At 67.0% G+C, this 15602-nt stretch carries 12 protein-coding genes; 4 read left to right on the plus strand and 8 right to left on the minus strand.

What is annotated here, in order from left to right:
- Window positions 1-8: 8 nt before the first annotated feature.
- The 3 genes from AC2EBU_RS04180 to surE are packed head-to-tail and all read right to left on the minus strand — an operon-like array spanning window position 9 to window position 2643.
- The gene (locus tag AC2EBU_RS04180; protein WP_484609113.1) at window positions 9-1001 is read right to left on the minus strand and encodes a peptidoglycan DD-metalloendopeptidase family protein; all 993 of its coding nucleotides are present in this window, start codon (window positions 999-1001) and stop codon (window positions 9-11) included.
- Between the two features lie 14 nt (window positions 1002-1015).
- Complete coding sequence (locus tag AC2EBU_RS04185) at window positions 1016-1870, minus strand: protein-L-isoaspartate(D-aspartate) O-methyltransferase (RefSeq protein ID WP_484609114.1); 855 nt, start codon at window positions 1868-1870, stop codon at window positions 1016-1018.
- Window positions 1867-2643, minus strand: a complete 777-nt coding sequence (gene surE / locus AC2EBU_RS04190) for a 5'/3'-nucleotidase SurE (protein ID WP_484609115.1) — start codon at window positions 2641-2643, stop codon at window positions 1867-1869. Before surE ends, AC2EBU_RS04185 begins: the two co-directional genes overlap by 4 nt.
- Before the next feature lie 138 nt (window positions 2644-2781).
- Between surE and AC2EBU_RS04195 the strand changes: the two genes are divergently transcribed.
- Window positions 2782-3756, plus strand: a complete 975-nt coding sequence (locus AC2EBU_RS04195) for an NADPH:quinone oxidoreductase family protein (protein WP_484609116.1) — start codon at window positions 2782-2784, stop codon at window positions 3754-3756.
- 57 nt (window positions 3757-3813) lie between these two features.
- On the opposite strand, the gene AC2EBU_RS04200 is transcribed toward AC2EBU_RS04195, so the two are convergent.
- The 4 genes from AC2EBU_RS04200 to polA form a co-directional block, all read right to left on the minus strand.
- The gene (locus AC2EBU_RS04200) at window positions 3814-4704 is read right to left on the minus strand and encodes a ZIP family metal transporter (RefSeq protein ID WP_484609117.1); all 891 of its coding nucleotides are present in this window, start codon (window positions 4702-4704) and stop codon (window positions 3814-3816) included.
- Between the two features lie 131 nt (window positions 4705-4835).
- Window positions 4836-6860, minus strand: a complete 2025-nt coding sequence (locus AC2EBU_RS04205; RefSeq protein ID WP_484609118.1) for an SMP-30/gluconolactonase/LRE family protein — start codon at window positions 6858-6860, stop codon at window positions 4836-4838.
- A gap of 206 nt (window positions 6861-7066) precedes the next feature.
- Complete coding sequence (locus tag AC2EBU_RS04210; RefSeq protein WP_484609119.1) at window positions 7067-7966, minus strand: dienelactone hydrolase family protein; 900 nt, start codon at window positions 7964-7966, stop codon at window positions 7067-7069.
- 154 nt (window positions 7967-8120) lie between these two features.
- On the minus strand, window positions 8121-10925 hold the full coding sequence (gene polA, locus AC2EBU_RS04215; protein ID WP_484609120.1) for a DNA polymerase I: 2805 nt from the start codon (window positions 10923-10925) through the stop codon (window positions 8121-8123).
- 215 nt (window positions 10926-11140) lie between these two features.
- On the opposite strand from polA, the gene AC2EBU_RS04220 reads away from it, so the two are divergent.
- From AC2EBU_RS04220 to AC2EBU_RS04230, 3 genes are read left to right on the plus strand one after another with little or no spacing between them, the layout of a single operon-like run.
- Window positions 11141-12091, plus strand: coding sequence for a homoserine kinase (locus tag AC2EBU_RS04220; protein ID WP_484609121.1), 951 nt, complete (start codon window positions 11141-11143; stop codon window positions 12089-12091).
- A gap of 58 nt (window positions 12092-12149) precedes the next feature.
- Entirely contained in the window at window positions 12150-12938 is a 789-nt protein-coding gene (locus AC2EBU_RS04225; RefSeq protein WP_484609122.1) for a BPSS1780 family membrane protein, read from the plus strand.
- A complete protein-coding gene (locus AC2EBU_RS04230) occupies window positions 12935-13696 on the plus strand; it encodes a FecR family protein (protein WP_484609123.1) in 762 nt (253 codons plus the stop codon). Before AC2EBU_RS04225 ends, AC2EBU_RS04230 begins: the two co-directional genes overlap by 4 nt.
- Before the next feature lie 96 nt (window positions 13697-13792).
- Here AC2EBU_RS04230 and AC2EBU_RS04235 read toward each other — a convergent pair whose 3' ends face one another.
- The gene (locus AC2EBU_RS04235; RefSeq protein WP_484609124.1) at window positions 13793-15520 is read right to left on the minus strand and encodes a hypothetical protein; all 1728 of its coding nucleotides are present in this window, start codon (window positions 15518-15520) and stop codon (window positions 13793-13795) included.
- Between the last annotated feature and the right edge of the window lie 82 nt (window positions 15521-15602).

A 15602-nucleotide genomic window follows, 5' to 3' on the forward strand; every position in this document is an offset into this window, starting at 1 on the left:
CGCGCCCCTCAGCGCGTCGGCAGGTGCTTGAGCGGGTCGACCGGCTTGCCCTGGCGCCGCACCTCGAAATGCAGCTTGACGCGGTCTGCGTCAGAGCTGCCCATCTCGGCGATCTTCTGACCTTTGCGCACGGTCTGGTCTTCCTTGACCAGCAGCGTCTGGTTGTGGGCGTAGGCCGTGAGGTAGGTGTTGTTGTGCTTGAGGATGATGAGATTGCCGTATCCGCGCAACCCGGCGCCCGCGTAGACCACCCTTCCATCGGCGGAAGCGACGACCGCGTCGCCCGCTTTGCCGGCAATACCGATGCCCTTGTTGCGCGGATCGTCAAACGGGGCCACCACCGTGCCCGCTGCCGGCCAGATGAAACCGGGCTCGTCCTCGCCCGCCGCAGCGGATGACGCCGGCGCCGGCGCCGGAGCCGCAGCAGTGGCGGTGGCGGGCGCCGCAGCCGTTGCCGGCGCGCTCGCCGGGCGGGTGGCCGGCGCGGGCAAGGCACCGGACGCCACCGCCGCTGGTGGCGCCACCGGCCGGGTCACCACGCCCCCCTCGACCCCCGGGGCGGTGGCCACTGCGGCCACCGAAGGCTCGTTGCCGGTGGGGCGAGCCACGCGCAACACCTGCCCAACTTCGATCAGGTTCGGGTTGTCCAGATTGTTCCAGCGCACAATGTCGCGCCAATTCTGGCCGGTTTCCAGCCCGATGCGGATCAGGGTATCGCCGGGACGCACGGTGTAGTAACCGGGCTTGCCGGCGTTTTCGGCACCGGGCGGCAATCGCGGCGGCGCCTCGGCGCCCGCCAGGGCGGATCCGGCGGGTGTTGCCGCTGCTCCGGCGGGTGCGCCAACCGGGGCGGCAACCGCCCCGGCGGGGGTGCGCGTGGTCGGGGCACGCTCTTCCACCGGCGCGCGGTTGCGGGTGGGGCTGGAGCAGGCGGCCAGCACTACTGCCAGCAGCACCACGGCGCCAAAGCGCACCCCAAATCCCGGCTTGCTTGTTGTCATACGGTCCAGTCCCTTCATGCGATGCCGGATTTTAGGGGGACAAAATGCACCGCCTCCAGCACCCGGCGGCTGAATCCCTGGGCCTGCCGATCGATCACCACCAGCGCCTGTTGCCCGGTCGCCGTGACCAGCGGCGCCACCAGACGTCCGCCCACGGCCAGCTGGTCCAGCCAGGCCTGCGGCACCGCCTCGCCGCCGGCCGCCGCCACAATGCCGGCGTAGGGGGCACCCTGGGCAAAGCCCGCCATGCCGTCACCGAAAATCAGATGCACATTGGCCAGCCGGAACGGGCGCAGGTTCTCGCGCGCGCGCTCGTGCAGGCCACGCAAGCGCTCGATGCTGTAGACCTCTGTCGCCAGGTGGCTCATCACCGCAGCCTGATAGCCGCAGCCGGTGCCAATCTCAAGCAGCCGGCCGCCCATGGGCCCATCCCCCGTCACCAGACCGGCGCGCAACAGCGACAACATCCGCGCGACGACACTGGGTTTGGAAATGGTCTGCTCCAGCCCGATCGGCAGGCTGGTGTCTTCATAGGCCTGATTGACCAGCGCGGAGTCAACAAACCGGTGCCGCTCCACGGCCTGCAACGCGGCCAGCACCGCAGCGTCGTCAATGCCACCGGCAGCGATTTTCTGCACCATGCGGTTGCGCACGGCCGCCGAGTCCATGCCCAGCCCTCGCGGTATCGCCAAAGCGACGGGCGCCGGCAACACCCGGCCCACGGCAGCGGTCGATGCGGGCTTGTGCACTGAAGCGGACGGGGCGGCAGCCCCGCGCTGCGGCACCGCACCACCGGCTGGCGTCGCCGGACGCGGCCGCCCGGACTGCAGATCGAGCCGTGCCGGAAAACCGGGGCGGCGCGCCGTCATGCCCCGCCCTGCCCGCCGGTCTGCAGCGCAGCGGCCGCCTGCGCCCACCAGGCCAGCCGGTCGTGATCGGTCAGATCGACCTTCAGCGGGGTCATCACCACATGGCCGTGATCGCTGGCATGGAAGTCGGTGCCTTCCGCTTCGTCCAGCGCCGGGCCGGCGGCACCGATCCAGTACATGGTCTCACCGCGCGGACTGACCTGGGTGATCACCGGCTCGGCGGCATGGCGCCGGCCCAGCCGAACCACCTTCAGCGGCCGGATCTGCTCCAGCGGCAGATTGGGAATGTTCACATTCAGCAGCCAGGGCGCGCGGCCGATCAAGCCGCCGGCCGCACACTGCTGCACCAGTTCACGCGCCTTGGCCGCGGCGGCGTCGATATGCGCCCAGCCTTTTTCAATCTGAGAAAACGCGATCGCCGGAATGCCGAACAGGTAACCCTCCATCGCCGCGCCCACGGTGCCGGAATAGATGGTGTCGTCACCCATGTTGGCGCCGTTGTTGATGCCGCTGACCACCAGATCGGGCCGATAGCCCAGCAGGCCGGTCAGCGCAATGTGCACACAGTCCGCCGGGGTACCGTTGACGTAGCGGAAGCCGTTGGCCGCCCGGTGCACATACAGCGGCGCATTGAGCGTCAGCGCGTTGGACTTGGCGCTGTTGTTGTGCTCCGGCGCCACCACCTCGACATCCCCAAGGGGTTTCAGGGCCTCATAAAGCGCCACGATGCCTGGCGCCTGGTAGCCGTCGTCATTGCAGATCAGAATCTTCATGAATAAATGCCGCCACGGGAAGCGGCCCATTGTAGAAGCGCGCGCCCGCGCCGTCGTTTGGTCCCGCAGGGGACATTGCCGCCCATGGGCCGCGCCCTATCATGCGGCCCTTTTTCACCCTCTGCTGGAGACTGGCCCGTGCACGCTTGGCTTTGCGAAAACCCCGTGGGCGTCGACGCCCTGACCTGGAAAGAACTGCCCACGCCCGCGCCGGGCGCCGGCGAGGTGCTGATCCGCATCGAAGCGGCCAGCCTGAACTTCCCGGATCTGCTGATCGTGCAGAACAAATACCAGATGAAGCCGCCCCTGCCGTTCGTCCCCGGCTCGGAATACGCCGGTGTCATCGAGGCGGTGGGTGACGGCGTGAAGGGCCTGGCGGTGGGCCAGCGGGTGGCCTGCCTGTCGGGCACTGGCGGCTTTGGCACCCACACGCTGGCCAAGGCGGCGCTGTGCATGCCGCTGCCACCCGGTTTTCCGGCCGTGGACGCCGCTGCCTTCATCATGATCTACGCCACCAGCCACCACGCGCTGGTGGACCGTGCGCAGCTCACGGCCGGTGAAACCGTGCTGGTGCTGGGCGCGGCCGGCGGCGTGGGCACCGCCGCCATCCAGATCGCCAAGGCAGCCGGCGCAAAAGTGATCGCCGCCGCCTCCACCGACGATAAGTGCGCGCTGTGCGCCCGCATCGGCGCCGACGCCACCATCAACTACAGCCGCGAAAACCTGCGCGACGCGCTCAAGGCATTGACCGACGGCAAAGGCCCGGACGTGATCTACGACCCGGTGGGCGGCGACTTTGCCGAGCCGGCCTTCCGCTCCATCGCCTGGCGCGGCCGCTACCTGGTGGTGGGCTTTGCCAGCGGCCCGATCCCGTCCCTGCCCCTGAACCTGGCGCTGCTCAAGGGTGCGTCCATCGTCGGGGTGTTCTGGGGCGATTTCGCCCGCCGCGAGCCCCAGGCCAACGCCGCGATGATGATGGAGCTGGCCCGCTGGTATGGCGAAGGCAAGGTCAAACCGGTGATCGACCGCACCATGCCCATGAGCGAGCTGAAAGCCGCTTACGCCCACATGGGCTCACGCGGGGTCATGGGCAAGCTGGTGATGGTGAACTGAGCCGGCGCAAGGCACGGCGCGGGCCACCGCCATCCGCACCGTACCTGGCTGCACGGCTCAATGGCTGTGCGCCAGTCCGCTGACCACGGTCACCAGAGCAATGCCCGCCACCAGCCAGGCCACCTGCGCGGCGGTTTCGCGGGTGGTCAGGCGCTTTTGCAGCTGCGGAATCAGATCGGCCAGCGCCACATAGATGAAGCTGCTGCTGGCCACCACCAGAAAATACGGCAGCCAGTCGTGCAACTGCCCCACCAGGGCATAGCCCACCAGCCCGCCCAGCGCGGTCACCGCACCGGCCAGGGACACCTTGACCACGGCCATGCGCCGGTCGCCGCCACTGCCGCCGCGCAACACGACCAGGTCCCCCATATGGTGCGGCACCTCGTGCGCCAGCACGGCCAGCGCCGCAATCACCCCCAGGCGCAGATCCGCCACAAAGGCCGACGCGATCAGAATGCCGTCGCCAAAGCAGTGCACGCTGTCGCCGGCCAGCACCGCCCAGCTGCCGGGGCGGTGACCGTGGGTTGACCGGCCGTCCGGCGCCAGGGCGTGGACATGGGCGTGGACATGGGCGTGCTGCCCGGCATGGTGATGGGCGTGCACAGGGTCGTGTGCGTCACCGTGAGCGTGCGCGTGGTCGTGCGCAGGGTGGCGCGGCGCGGGCCCATGGTGGTGCTCATGGCCGTGATGCCACAGCTCGGCCTTGTCCAGCAGGAAAAAGAACACCAGCCCCACCAGCAGCACCAGAAAAAGATCGTGCGCACCCGCCTGGCTCTCGAACGCCTCGGGCAACAAATGCATGAACGCGGTCGCCAGCAGCGCACCCGCGGCCAGACTGAGCATGTGCTGCGTGTAGCGCGCCAGCGCGCCAAAGCTCAGCAGCGCCGCCAGCCACACACTGCCAATGCCGGCCACCAGGGTGCCGACCAGAATCGCTATTAATGCCATAGCTTTAGAAGACCGATTTCTTGTAGGTATCGGCCATTTTGTACAGGGAATTCGATTCCGGAGCTTCTGCCACCCCACCCGGCGCACCGGCGGTGCCATCCAAATGCCGGACGGCCGGAAAAGGCGTCATCTTAGGGCTTGCGCAGGTTCCAGCTGTCCCAAGCGGACAGCAAAGCCACCAGCGCCTGGACGCCCACCACCTGCAGCGCCATCGACGGGTCCACCGCCGCACGCGGTCCGGCCAGTGTCCAGACCAGCGGGATGACCCCCCCGACCGCCACGAACGCTGCAGGAATAAAAAACAACAGGGCACTGCGTCCGCGTCCCTGCATCCACTGGCCCAGCCCGGGTAGCAGCAGCGACGCGAGCACTGGTCGCCAGTCACCTCGCGCGGCGACCGTCCCAGCGGTCGGACCCCTCACGGACGACGGCCCGGGGGTGGGGTCTTCAACCCGATCGGCCCCCACCCCACCCGCCCGGGGCCGTCGCATCGACAGCAGTTCGGCCACTCGACGGGCGGTGCGAGGCGAGTGGGACAAGCCCTCGGCAAAGACCTGGCCGGCGCGATCGGTGACCCGCAAGTAGGCCTGTGCCGCGGAAATCCACGCCAGCACACGCCACCCGGCCGATGCTTTCGACGCCCGGCGCAGGGACACCCGCCCAAGCCCATCGAGTGCCAGAGATTGCCTCAGTTGCACTTCCAGCTTGTTGGCTCCGAACAAAAGGAGCCGTTGCGTCGTCAACACCAGCAGTTGGCCATTCATGCTGCGCATCAGCATGATCACCTCACGTACCCGCTCCTGGGGCTCCAACGTGGCGGCAAGGCCGGGCGACGGCAGGCGCTGCAGGCCGGCGTGGTTAAGAATCGGCTCCATGTCCGGCCTCCGGGCCAGCCATGCTACGGCGCGTCCGGTCAGCCACGGCGCCACCAGCAAGGCAACCCCGGCGAGCGCCAGCGGCGAGCCCGATACGAGCGCGGTCACCGCCAAAAGCGCCAGCAACAGCATCACGACGGCACCGAACACGCCCGCAGAGAGCAGCTGGGTCTGCCAGGTCGCCGGCGGCATACCGCATTCGGCGGCCGACAGAATCCGTTCCCCGCGAGCCCGGCGCTCGCGTTTTTGTTGCACCAGCGCCAGCACAAATCCAGCACCAAACAGCACCAGGGCAGACCCCAGCGCCAGCAGGTAGGCCAGCCGGTAGCGGTCTTTGGCGTGTTGCAACTCGGCCAAAGCCTTGACAAACGCTGCGTCGCCGAAAGGCGCCAGCGCCTTGCCGTCGGCGCCGAAGCGGCGTAGCGCAAACGGTGCGCCGTCGACCGCCAGCAGGACCCGGCCCTGCCACGCGAGGTCGCGGACCTCCATGCCAGCCGAGCCCTCGAATTCACGTTCGGTTCCATCGGCGAACACATCGACGATGCGCCCCCGACGCATGTCGCCGCCAAAACGCACCAGCGACGCCAGCGGCGCGTCTTCCGTCCCACTGTCGCGCGGCGTGCCGCGCGAGGGCTGCGCCATGGCGAGAAAACTGCCTCCAAGCCCCGACGGCAAGCGCAGCTGCTGGCGCGGCGCCAGTTCCGGTGTCGTCAGCGCCACCAGCGTGAAGGCATTCGTGTTGGTCGTCCACAGCGTATCGCCGGCCCACCACAACCCATTGGTGAATTCGTACAGGCCGGGCGCCGTGCGCGCGATGTAGCGACCATCGGGCCCGAACAGCGCCACCGCATGGCCGCCCCCGGTCGCAATAGCCAGGCGGCCATCGGCCGCGAAGGCAAAGTAAATGGCCCGGCTGCCGTGACGGGCCAGTGAATCAGGCCACTGCGGCCGAATGCTGCCGGTCACACGCCGGGTCGAGGGGTCGAACAGGGCCAGGGTTTCGACGTCACGAATGCCCAGTGCAAGGCGACCGGCCGGGTCGCGAACCAGCGCACCTACACGCCCGGCGATTCCCAACTGCGCGACGCTCAGCCTCTCCAGAAGCTGCCCTTCGGGCGACAGACGCCACAACTCATGGTCGACCGACAGCCAGACACTGCCATCATCCATCACTGCCAACGCCGAGGGCCCTTGGATCTGTACCCGCGCGTTGCTGAACCAAAACGACAGGCCCAACGCCACAATGGCTGCGCCCAGAAAGGCGATGGCCCACTTTTTCATGCGTTTCCTCCCTGGAACCCGATTTTTTGACGCGAGATTGTCCGGATTCGTCCGGCTCTGTCAACGCAAAAGGTCCACAATTCCGCCTGAAACACTATCAATAACGTAGCTGAAGGCGACCAGATACCGCTGGGTATCGGCCAAAAAACCTTCAAAAAGACCAAAAAGCCGCCCGAAGGCGGCCCGTGCGGCTGAATCCGGTGGAATCAGGCCACGCCGTGCTGCGCAAACCAGGCCAGGGCCCGCTTCCAGCCGTCTTCGGCCGGTTCTTTGCGGAAGCTCGGGCGATAGTCGGCATGAAAGGCGTGCGGCGCGTCAGGGTACACCACAAACTGTGACGCCTTGGCCGCCGCGTTGCCGGCCGCCAGTGCCGCTTTCATCTTATCGACCGTGTCAAGCGGGATACCGGTATCAGCGGCCCCATACAGGCCCAGCACCGGGCCGTTCAGCCGGGCCGCGACATCCACCGGGTGACGCGGGTTCAACGGGCTCTGCGCACCGACCAGGCGGCCGTACCAGGCCACCCCCGCCTTCACCGCCGGGTTGTGCGCCGCATACAGCCAGGTCTGACGCCCACCCCAGCAAAAGCCGGTCACGCCCAGTTTGGCTGCATTGCCGCCATTCGCGGCCGCCCATTTCACGGTGGCATCCAGATCGCCCAGCACTTGCTCGTCGGGCACCTTGGAGATTACCTCGGCGATCAGTTTGGCCATCTCGCCATAGCTTTGCGCATCGCCCTGGCGGACAAACAGCTCGGGCGCAATGGCCAGGTAGCCCGCCCGCGCGAACCGCCGCGCGGTATCGGCAATGTATTCATGCACGCCAAAAATCTCCGACAGCACCAGCACCACCGGCAGCCCGGTCTTGCCCGCCGGCGCGGCCCGGTAGGCCGGCATCTTGAAGCCATTGACGTCGATGGTCACCTCCCCCGCCGTCAGCCCGTCGGCCGGCGTCTTGATCGCCGTCTGCGCCATGATGGGCAGCGCGGACGCCGCATAGCCCACGCCCAGCGCCGCTTTCAGCGCCGTGCGGCGCGACGGGCCGGCTTCGGTGGTGGTGCCGGGCAGCAGGGCGTTGAAATCGGCATGTTGATCGGTGCGCAGCATGGTGTCTCCTGAATGGGTGAGGGAAAAAGAACGAACCGATGATCGCGCCCGCAAGCCCGATCGCCGGCCCTTTACTAATGAGACCCTGTCGGGAGCAAGGTTCCCGCAGTTGGGCAGGGGGAAACCCGCATCAGCCCGCGGCGTCGCAAGCCCCTCAATGCGCCGCCTCCCAGTTCGCCCCCACGCCGACTTCGGCCAGCAGCGGCACGCTGAGTTCAGCCACGCCGGCCATCAGGCGGGGAATTTCGGTCTTGAGCCAGTCCACCTCGGCCTCGGGCACTTCGAACACCAGTTCGTCGTGCACCTGCATGATCATCTTCGTGGCGCGTTGTTCGTCGTCCAGCGTGTGCTGGACGGCCACCATGGCCTTCTTGATCAGGTCCGCCGCCGTGCCTTGCATCGGGGCGTTGATGGCGGCGCGTTCGGCGCCGGCGCGGCGGGGGCCGTTGGGGCTGTTGATTTCGGGCAGCACCAGGCGGCGGCCGAACACGGTTTCCACATAGCCCTGGGCCTTGGCCTGGGCGCGGGTCTCGTCCATGTAGCGTTTCACGCCGGGGTAGCGCTGGAAGTAGCGGTCGATCCACGCCGCGGCGGCCTTGGTTTCGATGCCCAGGTTTTTGGCCAGGCCGAAGCTGCTCATGCCGTAGATCAGGCCGAAGTTGATCACCTTGGCGTAGCGGCGCTGCTCGCTGCTGACCTGGTCCGGCGCCACGCCAAACACTTCCGACGCGGTGGCGCGGTGCACGTCCTGCCCCTGGCGGAACGCGGCCAGCAGGGCTTCGTCTCCCGAGAGGTGGGCCATGATGCGCAGCTCGATCTGGCTGTAGTCGGCGCTGGCGATCACGCAGCCCGCCGGCGGCACAAAGGCCTCGCGCACGCGCCGGCCCTCGGCGGTGCGGATGGGGATGTTCTGCAGGTTGGGGTCATTGCTGGACAAGCGCCCGGTCACCGCCACGGCCTGCGCGTAGTGGGTGTGCACCCGGCCGGTGCGCGGCAGCGCCATCTGGGCCAGCTTGTCGGTGTAGGTGCCTTTGAGCTTGGACAGCGAGCGGTGCTCCAGGATCTTGGCGGGCAGCGGGTAGTCTTCGGCCAGCTTTTCCAGCACCTCTTCGTCGGTGCTGCGCGCGCCGGTGGCGGTTTTCTTGATGACCGGCAGGCCGAGCTTGTCGAAGAAGATTTCGCCCAGCTGCTTGGGGCTGCTGAGGTTAAAAGGCTGGCCGGCGATGGCGTAGGCGTCTTGCTCCAGCGCCAGGATGCGCTGGCCCAGCTCGTGGCTTTGCGCCGCCAGTGTGGGCGCGTCGATCAGCACGCCGTTGCGCTCGATGCGGTAGAGCACCTCGCTGCTGGCGATCTCCAGTTCGTAGATGGCGCGCAGCTTGTCCTGCGCCAGCAACTGCGGCCACAGGGCACGGTGCACGTCCAGCGTCTGGTCGGCGTCTTCGCAGGAGTATTGCGCGGCCTTGTCCACCGGCACCTGGGCAAACGGAATCTGGTGCGCGCCTTTGCCACACAGGTCTTCATAGCTGATGCCGCTGCGGCCCAGGTGACGCTCGGCCAGGCTGGCCAGGCCGTGGGGCTTGTGCACTTCCAGCACATAGCTTTGCAGCATGGTGTCGTGGGCGTAGCCCTGCACCTCGATGCCGTGGTTGGCCAACACATGCCGGTCGTACTTGACGTGCTGGCCCAGCTTGGGGCGCGTGGCGTCCTCCAGCCAGGGCTTCAGGCGCGCCAGCACCTCGTCAAAGGGCAGCTGCGCGGGCGCCTCCGGCCCGGCGTGGCGCAACGGGATGTAGGCGGCCTCGCCCGGGGTCACGCTGAGGCTGATGCCGACGATCTCGGCCTTCATCTCGTCCAGCGAGGTGGTCTCGGTGTCCAGCGCCACCAGCTCGGCGGCTTCGACCTTCGCCAGCCAGCGCTCGAAGTCCGGCCAGGTCAGGACGGTGTCGTAGCGGGTGTCGCGGGCGGGCGCGGGTGGCGCGGTGGTTTCAGCCAGCGGGTCGGAGAACAGGTCCCGCTCCGGCGAAGCGTGCCGTAGGGCTTCGACCGGCTCCGCGCGGGCGGACGTGGTGCCTTCGCCGCCCCCCAGCGCCTTCGCCAGGCCCTTGAAGCCGAATTTCTCGTAAAAATTCTTCAGACCCAGCGTATTCTGGTCACTGAACGCTATGGATTCGAGAGCAGGCAATGCGGGCAGCCAGCCCGACAGGTCGCAGTCGGTCTTGATGGTCAGCAGCTGCCGGCCGGTGGGCAGCCAGGGCAGCGCCTTGCGCAGGTTCTCGCCGGCCACGCCCTTGATGCTGTCGGCCCTGGCGACCAGCGCGTCCAGCGAGCCGTGTTCCTGCAGCCACTTGGCCGCCGTCTTGGGGCCGACCTTTTCCACACCGGGCACGTTGTCCACGGCGTCGCCCACCAGGGTCTGGAAATCGACCATCAGCCGGGCGGGCACGCCGAATTCGGCCTCCACACCGGCCAGGTCGCGGCGTTTGCCGTTCATGGTGTCGATGATGGTGATGTGCTCGTTCACCAGCTGGGCCAGGTCCTTGTCGCCGCTGGAGATGACCACCTCCACCCCCTGCGCGGCCGCCGTCACGGCCAGGGTGCCGATCACGTCGTCGGCCTCGACGCCAGGCACGTCCAGCACCGTCCAGCCCAGCAGGCGCACCACCTCGTGGATGGGCGCAATCTGCGCGCGCAGGTCGTCGGGCATGGGGCTGCGCTGCTGCTTGTAGGCAGGGTAGATCGCGTCGCGGAAGGTCGGGCCGGAGGCGTCGAACACACAGGCGGCGTAGTCGGCGCGCACGTCCTTCTTCAGCGACTGCATCATGTTGATCATGCCGCGGATGGCGCCGGTGGCCGGGCTGGCGGGGTCGCCCGGCACGGCGCGCAGGTCGGGCATGGCGTGGAACGCGCGGTAGAGGTAGCTGGAGCCGTCCACCAGCAGCAGGGTCTTCTTGTCGGTCATGGGCGCATTGTGCATGGGCCCGCCGCAGCCTGGGGCCTTGCACCCCTACAATGACGGCCGATCGTCCGCCCCGGGCTCCGCACCCGCGTTTCAGCGATAAAAAGTGCCAATACCCAGCGTGAAAAGGTCGCTTCTTGCTATTGTTTTTTACAGATTATTATTGCCCTGACCGGTCCTGGCACCCCACTGCCGCGGCCGCAGTGGCCTGACAACCGATGGCCGTTTTCACCGAAGTTTCCCCGGACGAGGCCCAGCGCCTCCTGACGGCCCTGAATCTGGGCACCCTCAAGAGCCTGCGCGGCATTGAAGGCGGCATCGAGAACACCAACTATTTCGCCACCACCGACCAGGGCGACTGGGTGCTGACGCTGTTCGAGCGGCTGACCGCGCAGCAGCTGCCGTTTTACCTGCACCTGATGAAACACCTGGCCCACCGCGGCATTCCGGTGCCGGACCCGGCCGCCAACCGCGACGGCGACATCCTGCACACCGTCTGTGGCAAACCGGCTGCCGTCGTCAACCGGCTGGACGGCAAGAGCCAGCTGGCGCCGCAACCGGGCCATTGCGCGGCCGTCGGCGCGATGCTGGCCCGCATGCACCTGGCCGGGCGCGACTATGACCGCGAGCAGCCCAACCTGCGCGGCTTGCCCTGGTGGAACGAAACGGTGCCGGTGGTGTTGCCCTATCTGGACGAGAGCCAAAGCCGCCTGATTCGCCAGGAGCTGGCCTTCCAGAACCACATCGCCGACGGTGCCGACTATGCCGCCCTGCCCCGGGGCCCGGTGCATGCCGACCTGTTTCGCGACAACGTCATGTTCGATGGCGAGCGGCTGACCGGGTTTTTCGACTTCTACTTCGCCGGGGTCGATACCTGGTTGTTCGACATCGCCGTGTGCCTGAACGACTGGTGTATCGACCTGCCCACCGGGCGCCATGATGCCGCGCGGGCGCGCGCCCTGCTGGATGCCTACGGCACGGTGCGCCCCCTGTGCGCGGCCGAGCGGCGCCTGCTGCCCGCGCTGCTGCGGGCGGGCGCGTTGCGCTTTTGGGTATCGCGACTGTGGGACTATTTCCTGCCCCGCGAGGCCAGCATGCTCAAGCCCCACGACCCCACCCACTTCGAGCGCGTGCTGCGCGAACGGGTGGCACACCCGGTTTCGCCCTGACGGACCGTCGCCACCGCCGCACTCTTCCTCGCCCTCCGCCCTCCGCCCCCCCGCCGCCATGAAACTCAACATCGTTCCCGCGCGCACCGGCCTGACCTGGGTCAAGCTGGGCCTGAAGACTTTTGCCGGCCAGCCACTGGCCATGGCCGGCCTGTTTTTCATGTACATGGCCGCCGCGTCGGTGCTCGGGCTGGTGCCGATCGTGGGCGTGGTCGCGGCGCTGGCCATCGTGCCGGCCGCCACACTGGGGCTGATGGCGGCGTCGGCCGAGGCCAGCCGGGGCAAGTTTCCGATGCCATCGATCCTGATCTCGGCGTTTCGCGCCGGCCAGCAGCGGCTGCGTGCCATGCTCACTCTGGGCGCGCTGTATGCCGCCGCCTGCCTGCTGATCACTCTGGTGGCCGGGTTGATTTTTCCCCTGCCGGCTGGCGGCAAGGAAGCCGACATGCAAACGGTGGTCACGTCCCCCGCGTTTCAGCAGTCCATGATGCTGACCCTGCTGCTGTATCTGCCGGTGAGCGTGATGTTCTGGCACGCGCCGGCGTTGGTGCACTGGCACGGCATCACACCGGCGAAGTCGCTTTTTTTCAGCTCGGTGGCGATTGTCCGCAACCTGCCGGCCTACCTGGTCTATGGTTTTGGCTGGCTTGCCGTTTTCATGATCGCCGGCCTGCTGGTCACCACGCTGGGCAGTCTGCTGGGCGGGCCCGAAATGATCGGCACCATCATGCTGCCCACGGCGCTGATCATGGCCAGCATGTTTTTTGCTTCCCTGTATTTCACCTTCCGTGACAGCTTTGTCGACGACAATGGCGCCACACCCGAATCTGCCGGAGATGCCCCATGAGCCACCATGAACTGTACGGACGCACGGACTCTGAACTGCTGTGGTTTCAGCGCCGCAGCTTTCTGAAGGCCGCTGCGGCCTGGACCGCCGCCGGTGGCGCGGCGGGCGCCGTGGCCCAGTCGCGTGGCAATGTGGTTGAACTCACCGGAGAGGTGCAGGTCAATGGCAGCCGGCTGTTGCCGGATCAGACGGTGCTGACCGGGGATCGCGTGGAAACCGGGCCGGGCGCCAACCTGGTCTTTGTGATCGGCAACGCGTCGTTCCTGGTGCGGCAGAACTCCCGCCTGGTGGTCGAGCGCGGCAGCAGCCTGAACGTGGCCAGCGTGCTGCGCCTGGTTACCGGCGCCGTCGCCAGCGTCTGGGGCAAAGGCGGCGCGCGGCAGATCATCACCCCCACCATGACCGCCGGCATCCGCGGCACCGGCGTCTACACCGAGGTCTTTCCGCAGCAGAATCACCGCAGCTACTTCTGCAACTGCTACGGCGTTGTCGACATGAGTGCCGGTGCCGATGCGGTCACCAGCCGGGCAAGCTACCACCAGGCCTTCTGGGGCGAGCCCCAGCCCCGCAACGGCCGCATGCTCACCCCGGCCAAAGCGATCAACCACACCGACGAAGAACTGGAATACCTCGCCCGCCTGGTCAACCAGCGCACCGCCTGGCAGATTGCCGGCAAGAAAGGGGTCAAGGACGGCAAAGGGTACATGGAAGAAAAGCCGGGCCAAGGGCACCCGGCCGATCGACCCGCCGGCAGTTGACCTGCCGCGCCCCGCAGCGGGCGAAAAAAAGCCGGCCTCGCGGCCGGCTTTTTTTCGTGGGAACCAGGCGCAAGCGCCCGGCCCCCGGGATGCCGATCAGAGTGGGGCGCCACCCGTCGTGCACTGCAGGTTCGGGAAATTGAAGTTCACCGTCGTGGTCTGACCATTGGTCAGAGTGATCGCCTGAGTCACCCACCGATTGGTGTAGCGGTTCCAGGCGTATGCGGTTCCGGTGACCGGCGACGACGGCAGGCTCTGGTTACCCAGCGTAATGGTCGCTGCTGCCGTGGTCGCTGCACCGGTCGGACGGTTGGCGGTACCACTGGTCCAGGTGCGGCCGTTATAGACATACACCATCGCGGGGCTGCCACGCAGACCACCGGTACCGTTGGCACAGGACTCGGTCACGTTGACCACGGCCGTGGCCGGCGGCGGCGGGGCGGGGATCGTCAGCGGAATCTGGGTTCCCGTCGAGCAGGTGCTGATGGGAGAAGACGTACCGCCAACCCGAACACCGGCACTGTTGAATACCGCAACATTCAGCTGGGAGCCGCCGGGCGAACGCAACAGGTTCTGCACGGAATCGGTCACATTTGACAAGGTGCGGCTGAAGTTCCAGCCATTGGCGCCGGTGATGACCACCCGCAGGGGTTGTGTATCCGTTCCACGGTTCAAGGTGAACGTTGTGGTACAGGAATTCTGGTAGTAGTCCAGATTCCACGACGACAAGTGATTGGATTCAAACACCACTTCGAAGTTGGCCGGATCCACCGGGGTTTTCTCCCGGACCTTGCCCATTTTTTCGAATTTCCAGACCCCGGTCACCTCATCGAAGCTCCACACCGGGAAATCGTCCCCGGCGGCGATGGCGCCTCCGGCGGCATTGCGGGTGGATTTCGGCAGGGGGATCGTCAAGGTCAGCGGCTTGTCGAAGGTCTTGAGCGCATTGCCCGCCGAGTCCGTCATGTTGAACTGGGCAAAACCACCGGAAACGAAGGATCCGCCCGACGTGTTCGACGCACCGGAGCCGAGGTTGGCGGCAGGGCTGCCTGCCGGCACGTTGACGTTGGCGGCAAAACCACCGGGGAACGCCTCCAGGCTACCCTCGGTATTCGGCGAATAGGCGGTCACCGTGAGGCTCACCGTGCCAACCGGCGTGATCGGCTGTCCCTGCGCGTTCAGCGCCCGTGTTCCGGCCGGCACGCTGACACCGGCCGAACCGGTGTTGGTGGTGATGCCTTCTGTTGTGGAAATCTGGCGGTTCACCGACGCCACCTGGGTGGCATTGATCGCGCCACCCGTCGTCGACGCAACACCGGCAGCAACGGCAACACCCACGGTGCTGCTGCTGTTGACCGCCGCAATATCGGCCGCCGTGCCGACCTTCACGATCGGAATCGTGACGTTGAGGTCGCCGGCGCGCGAAGTGGCCAGCGTGAATTGTTTGCCCGACTCGTTCCACCCCAGCAGGCGGTTTCCGGCAACAACGCTGAAGGACGTGGTTTCCGTCAGTTCGGCACCCAGGGCCAGCAGGCCGTTGGTCACCGTCAGGATACGCCCCTTGACGCTTTGGCCGGCGGCATCGACCACCTTGTCGGCATCGACCGCAGTCCCTTTGACTTCTACCTGCAGCGTGTCGGTGATCGCCGCGCCGCTGAGCGCATTGGCCAGGACCAACTGGTAACGGAAGGTGGACGCGAGGTTGGCCGGCGCGGCGGTGGTCGGAACCTGCTCGGTCGACGGCGTTGACGACGAACTGCACGCGGCCAGCACAGCCAGTGCAACAGCCCCCAGCGCGGCATGGGCCAAGTAAGACTTTTTCATGAATAAACCCTTTCAGACAAACAAGAATCACCGCGCAAGCGGGCTTATCCCATTTTTGCACGGGAAATTGACTGCATCAAGG

It is taken from the genome of Curvibacter sp. T50, from assembly GCF_057219955.1.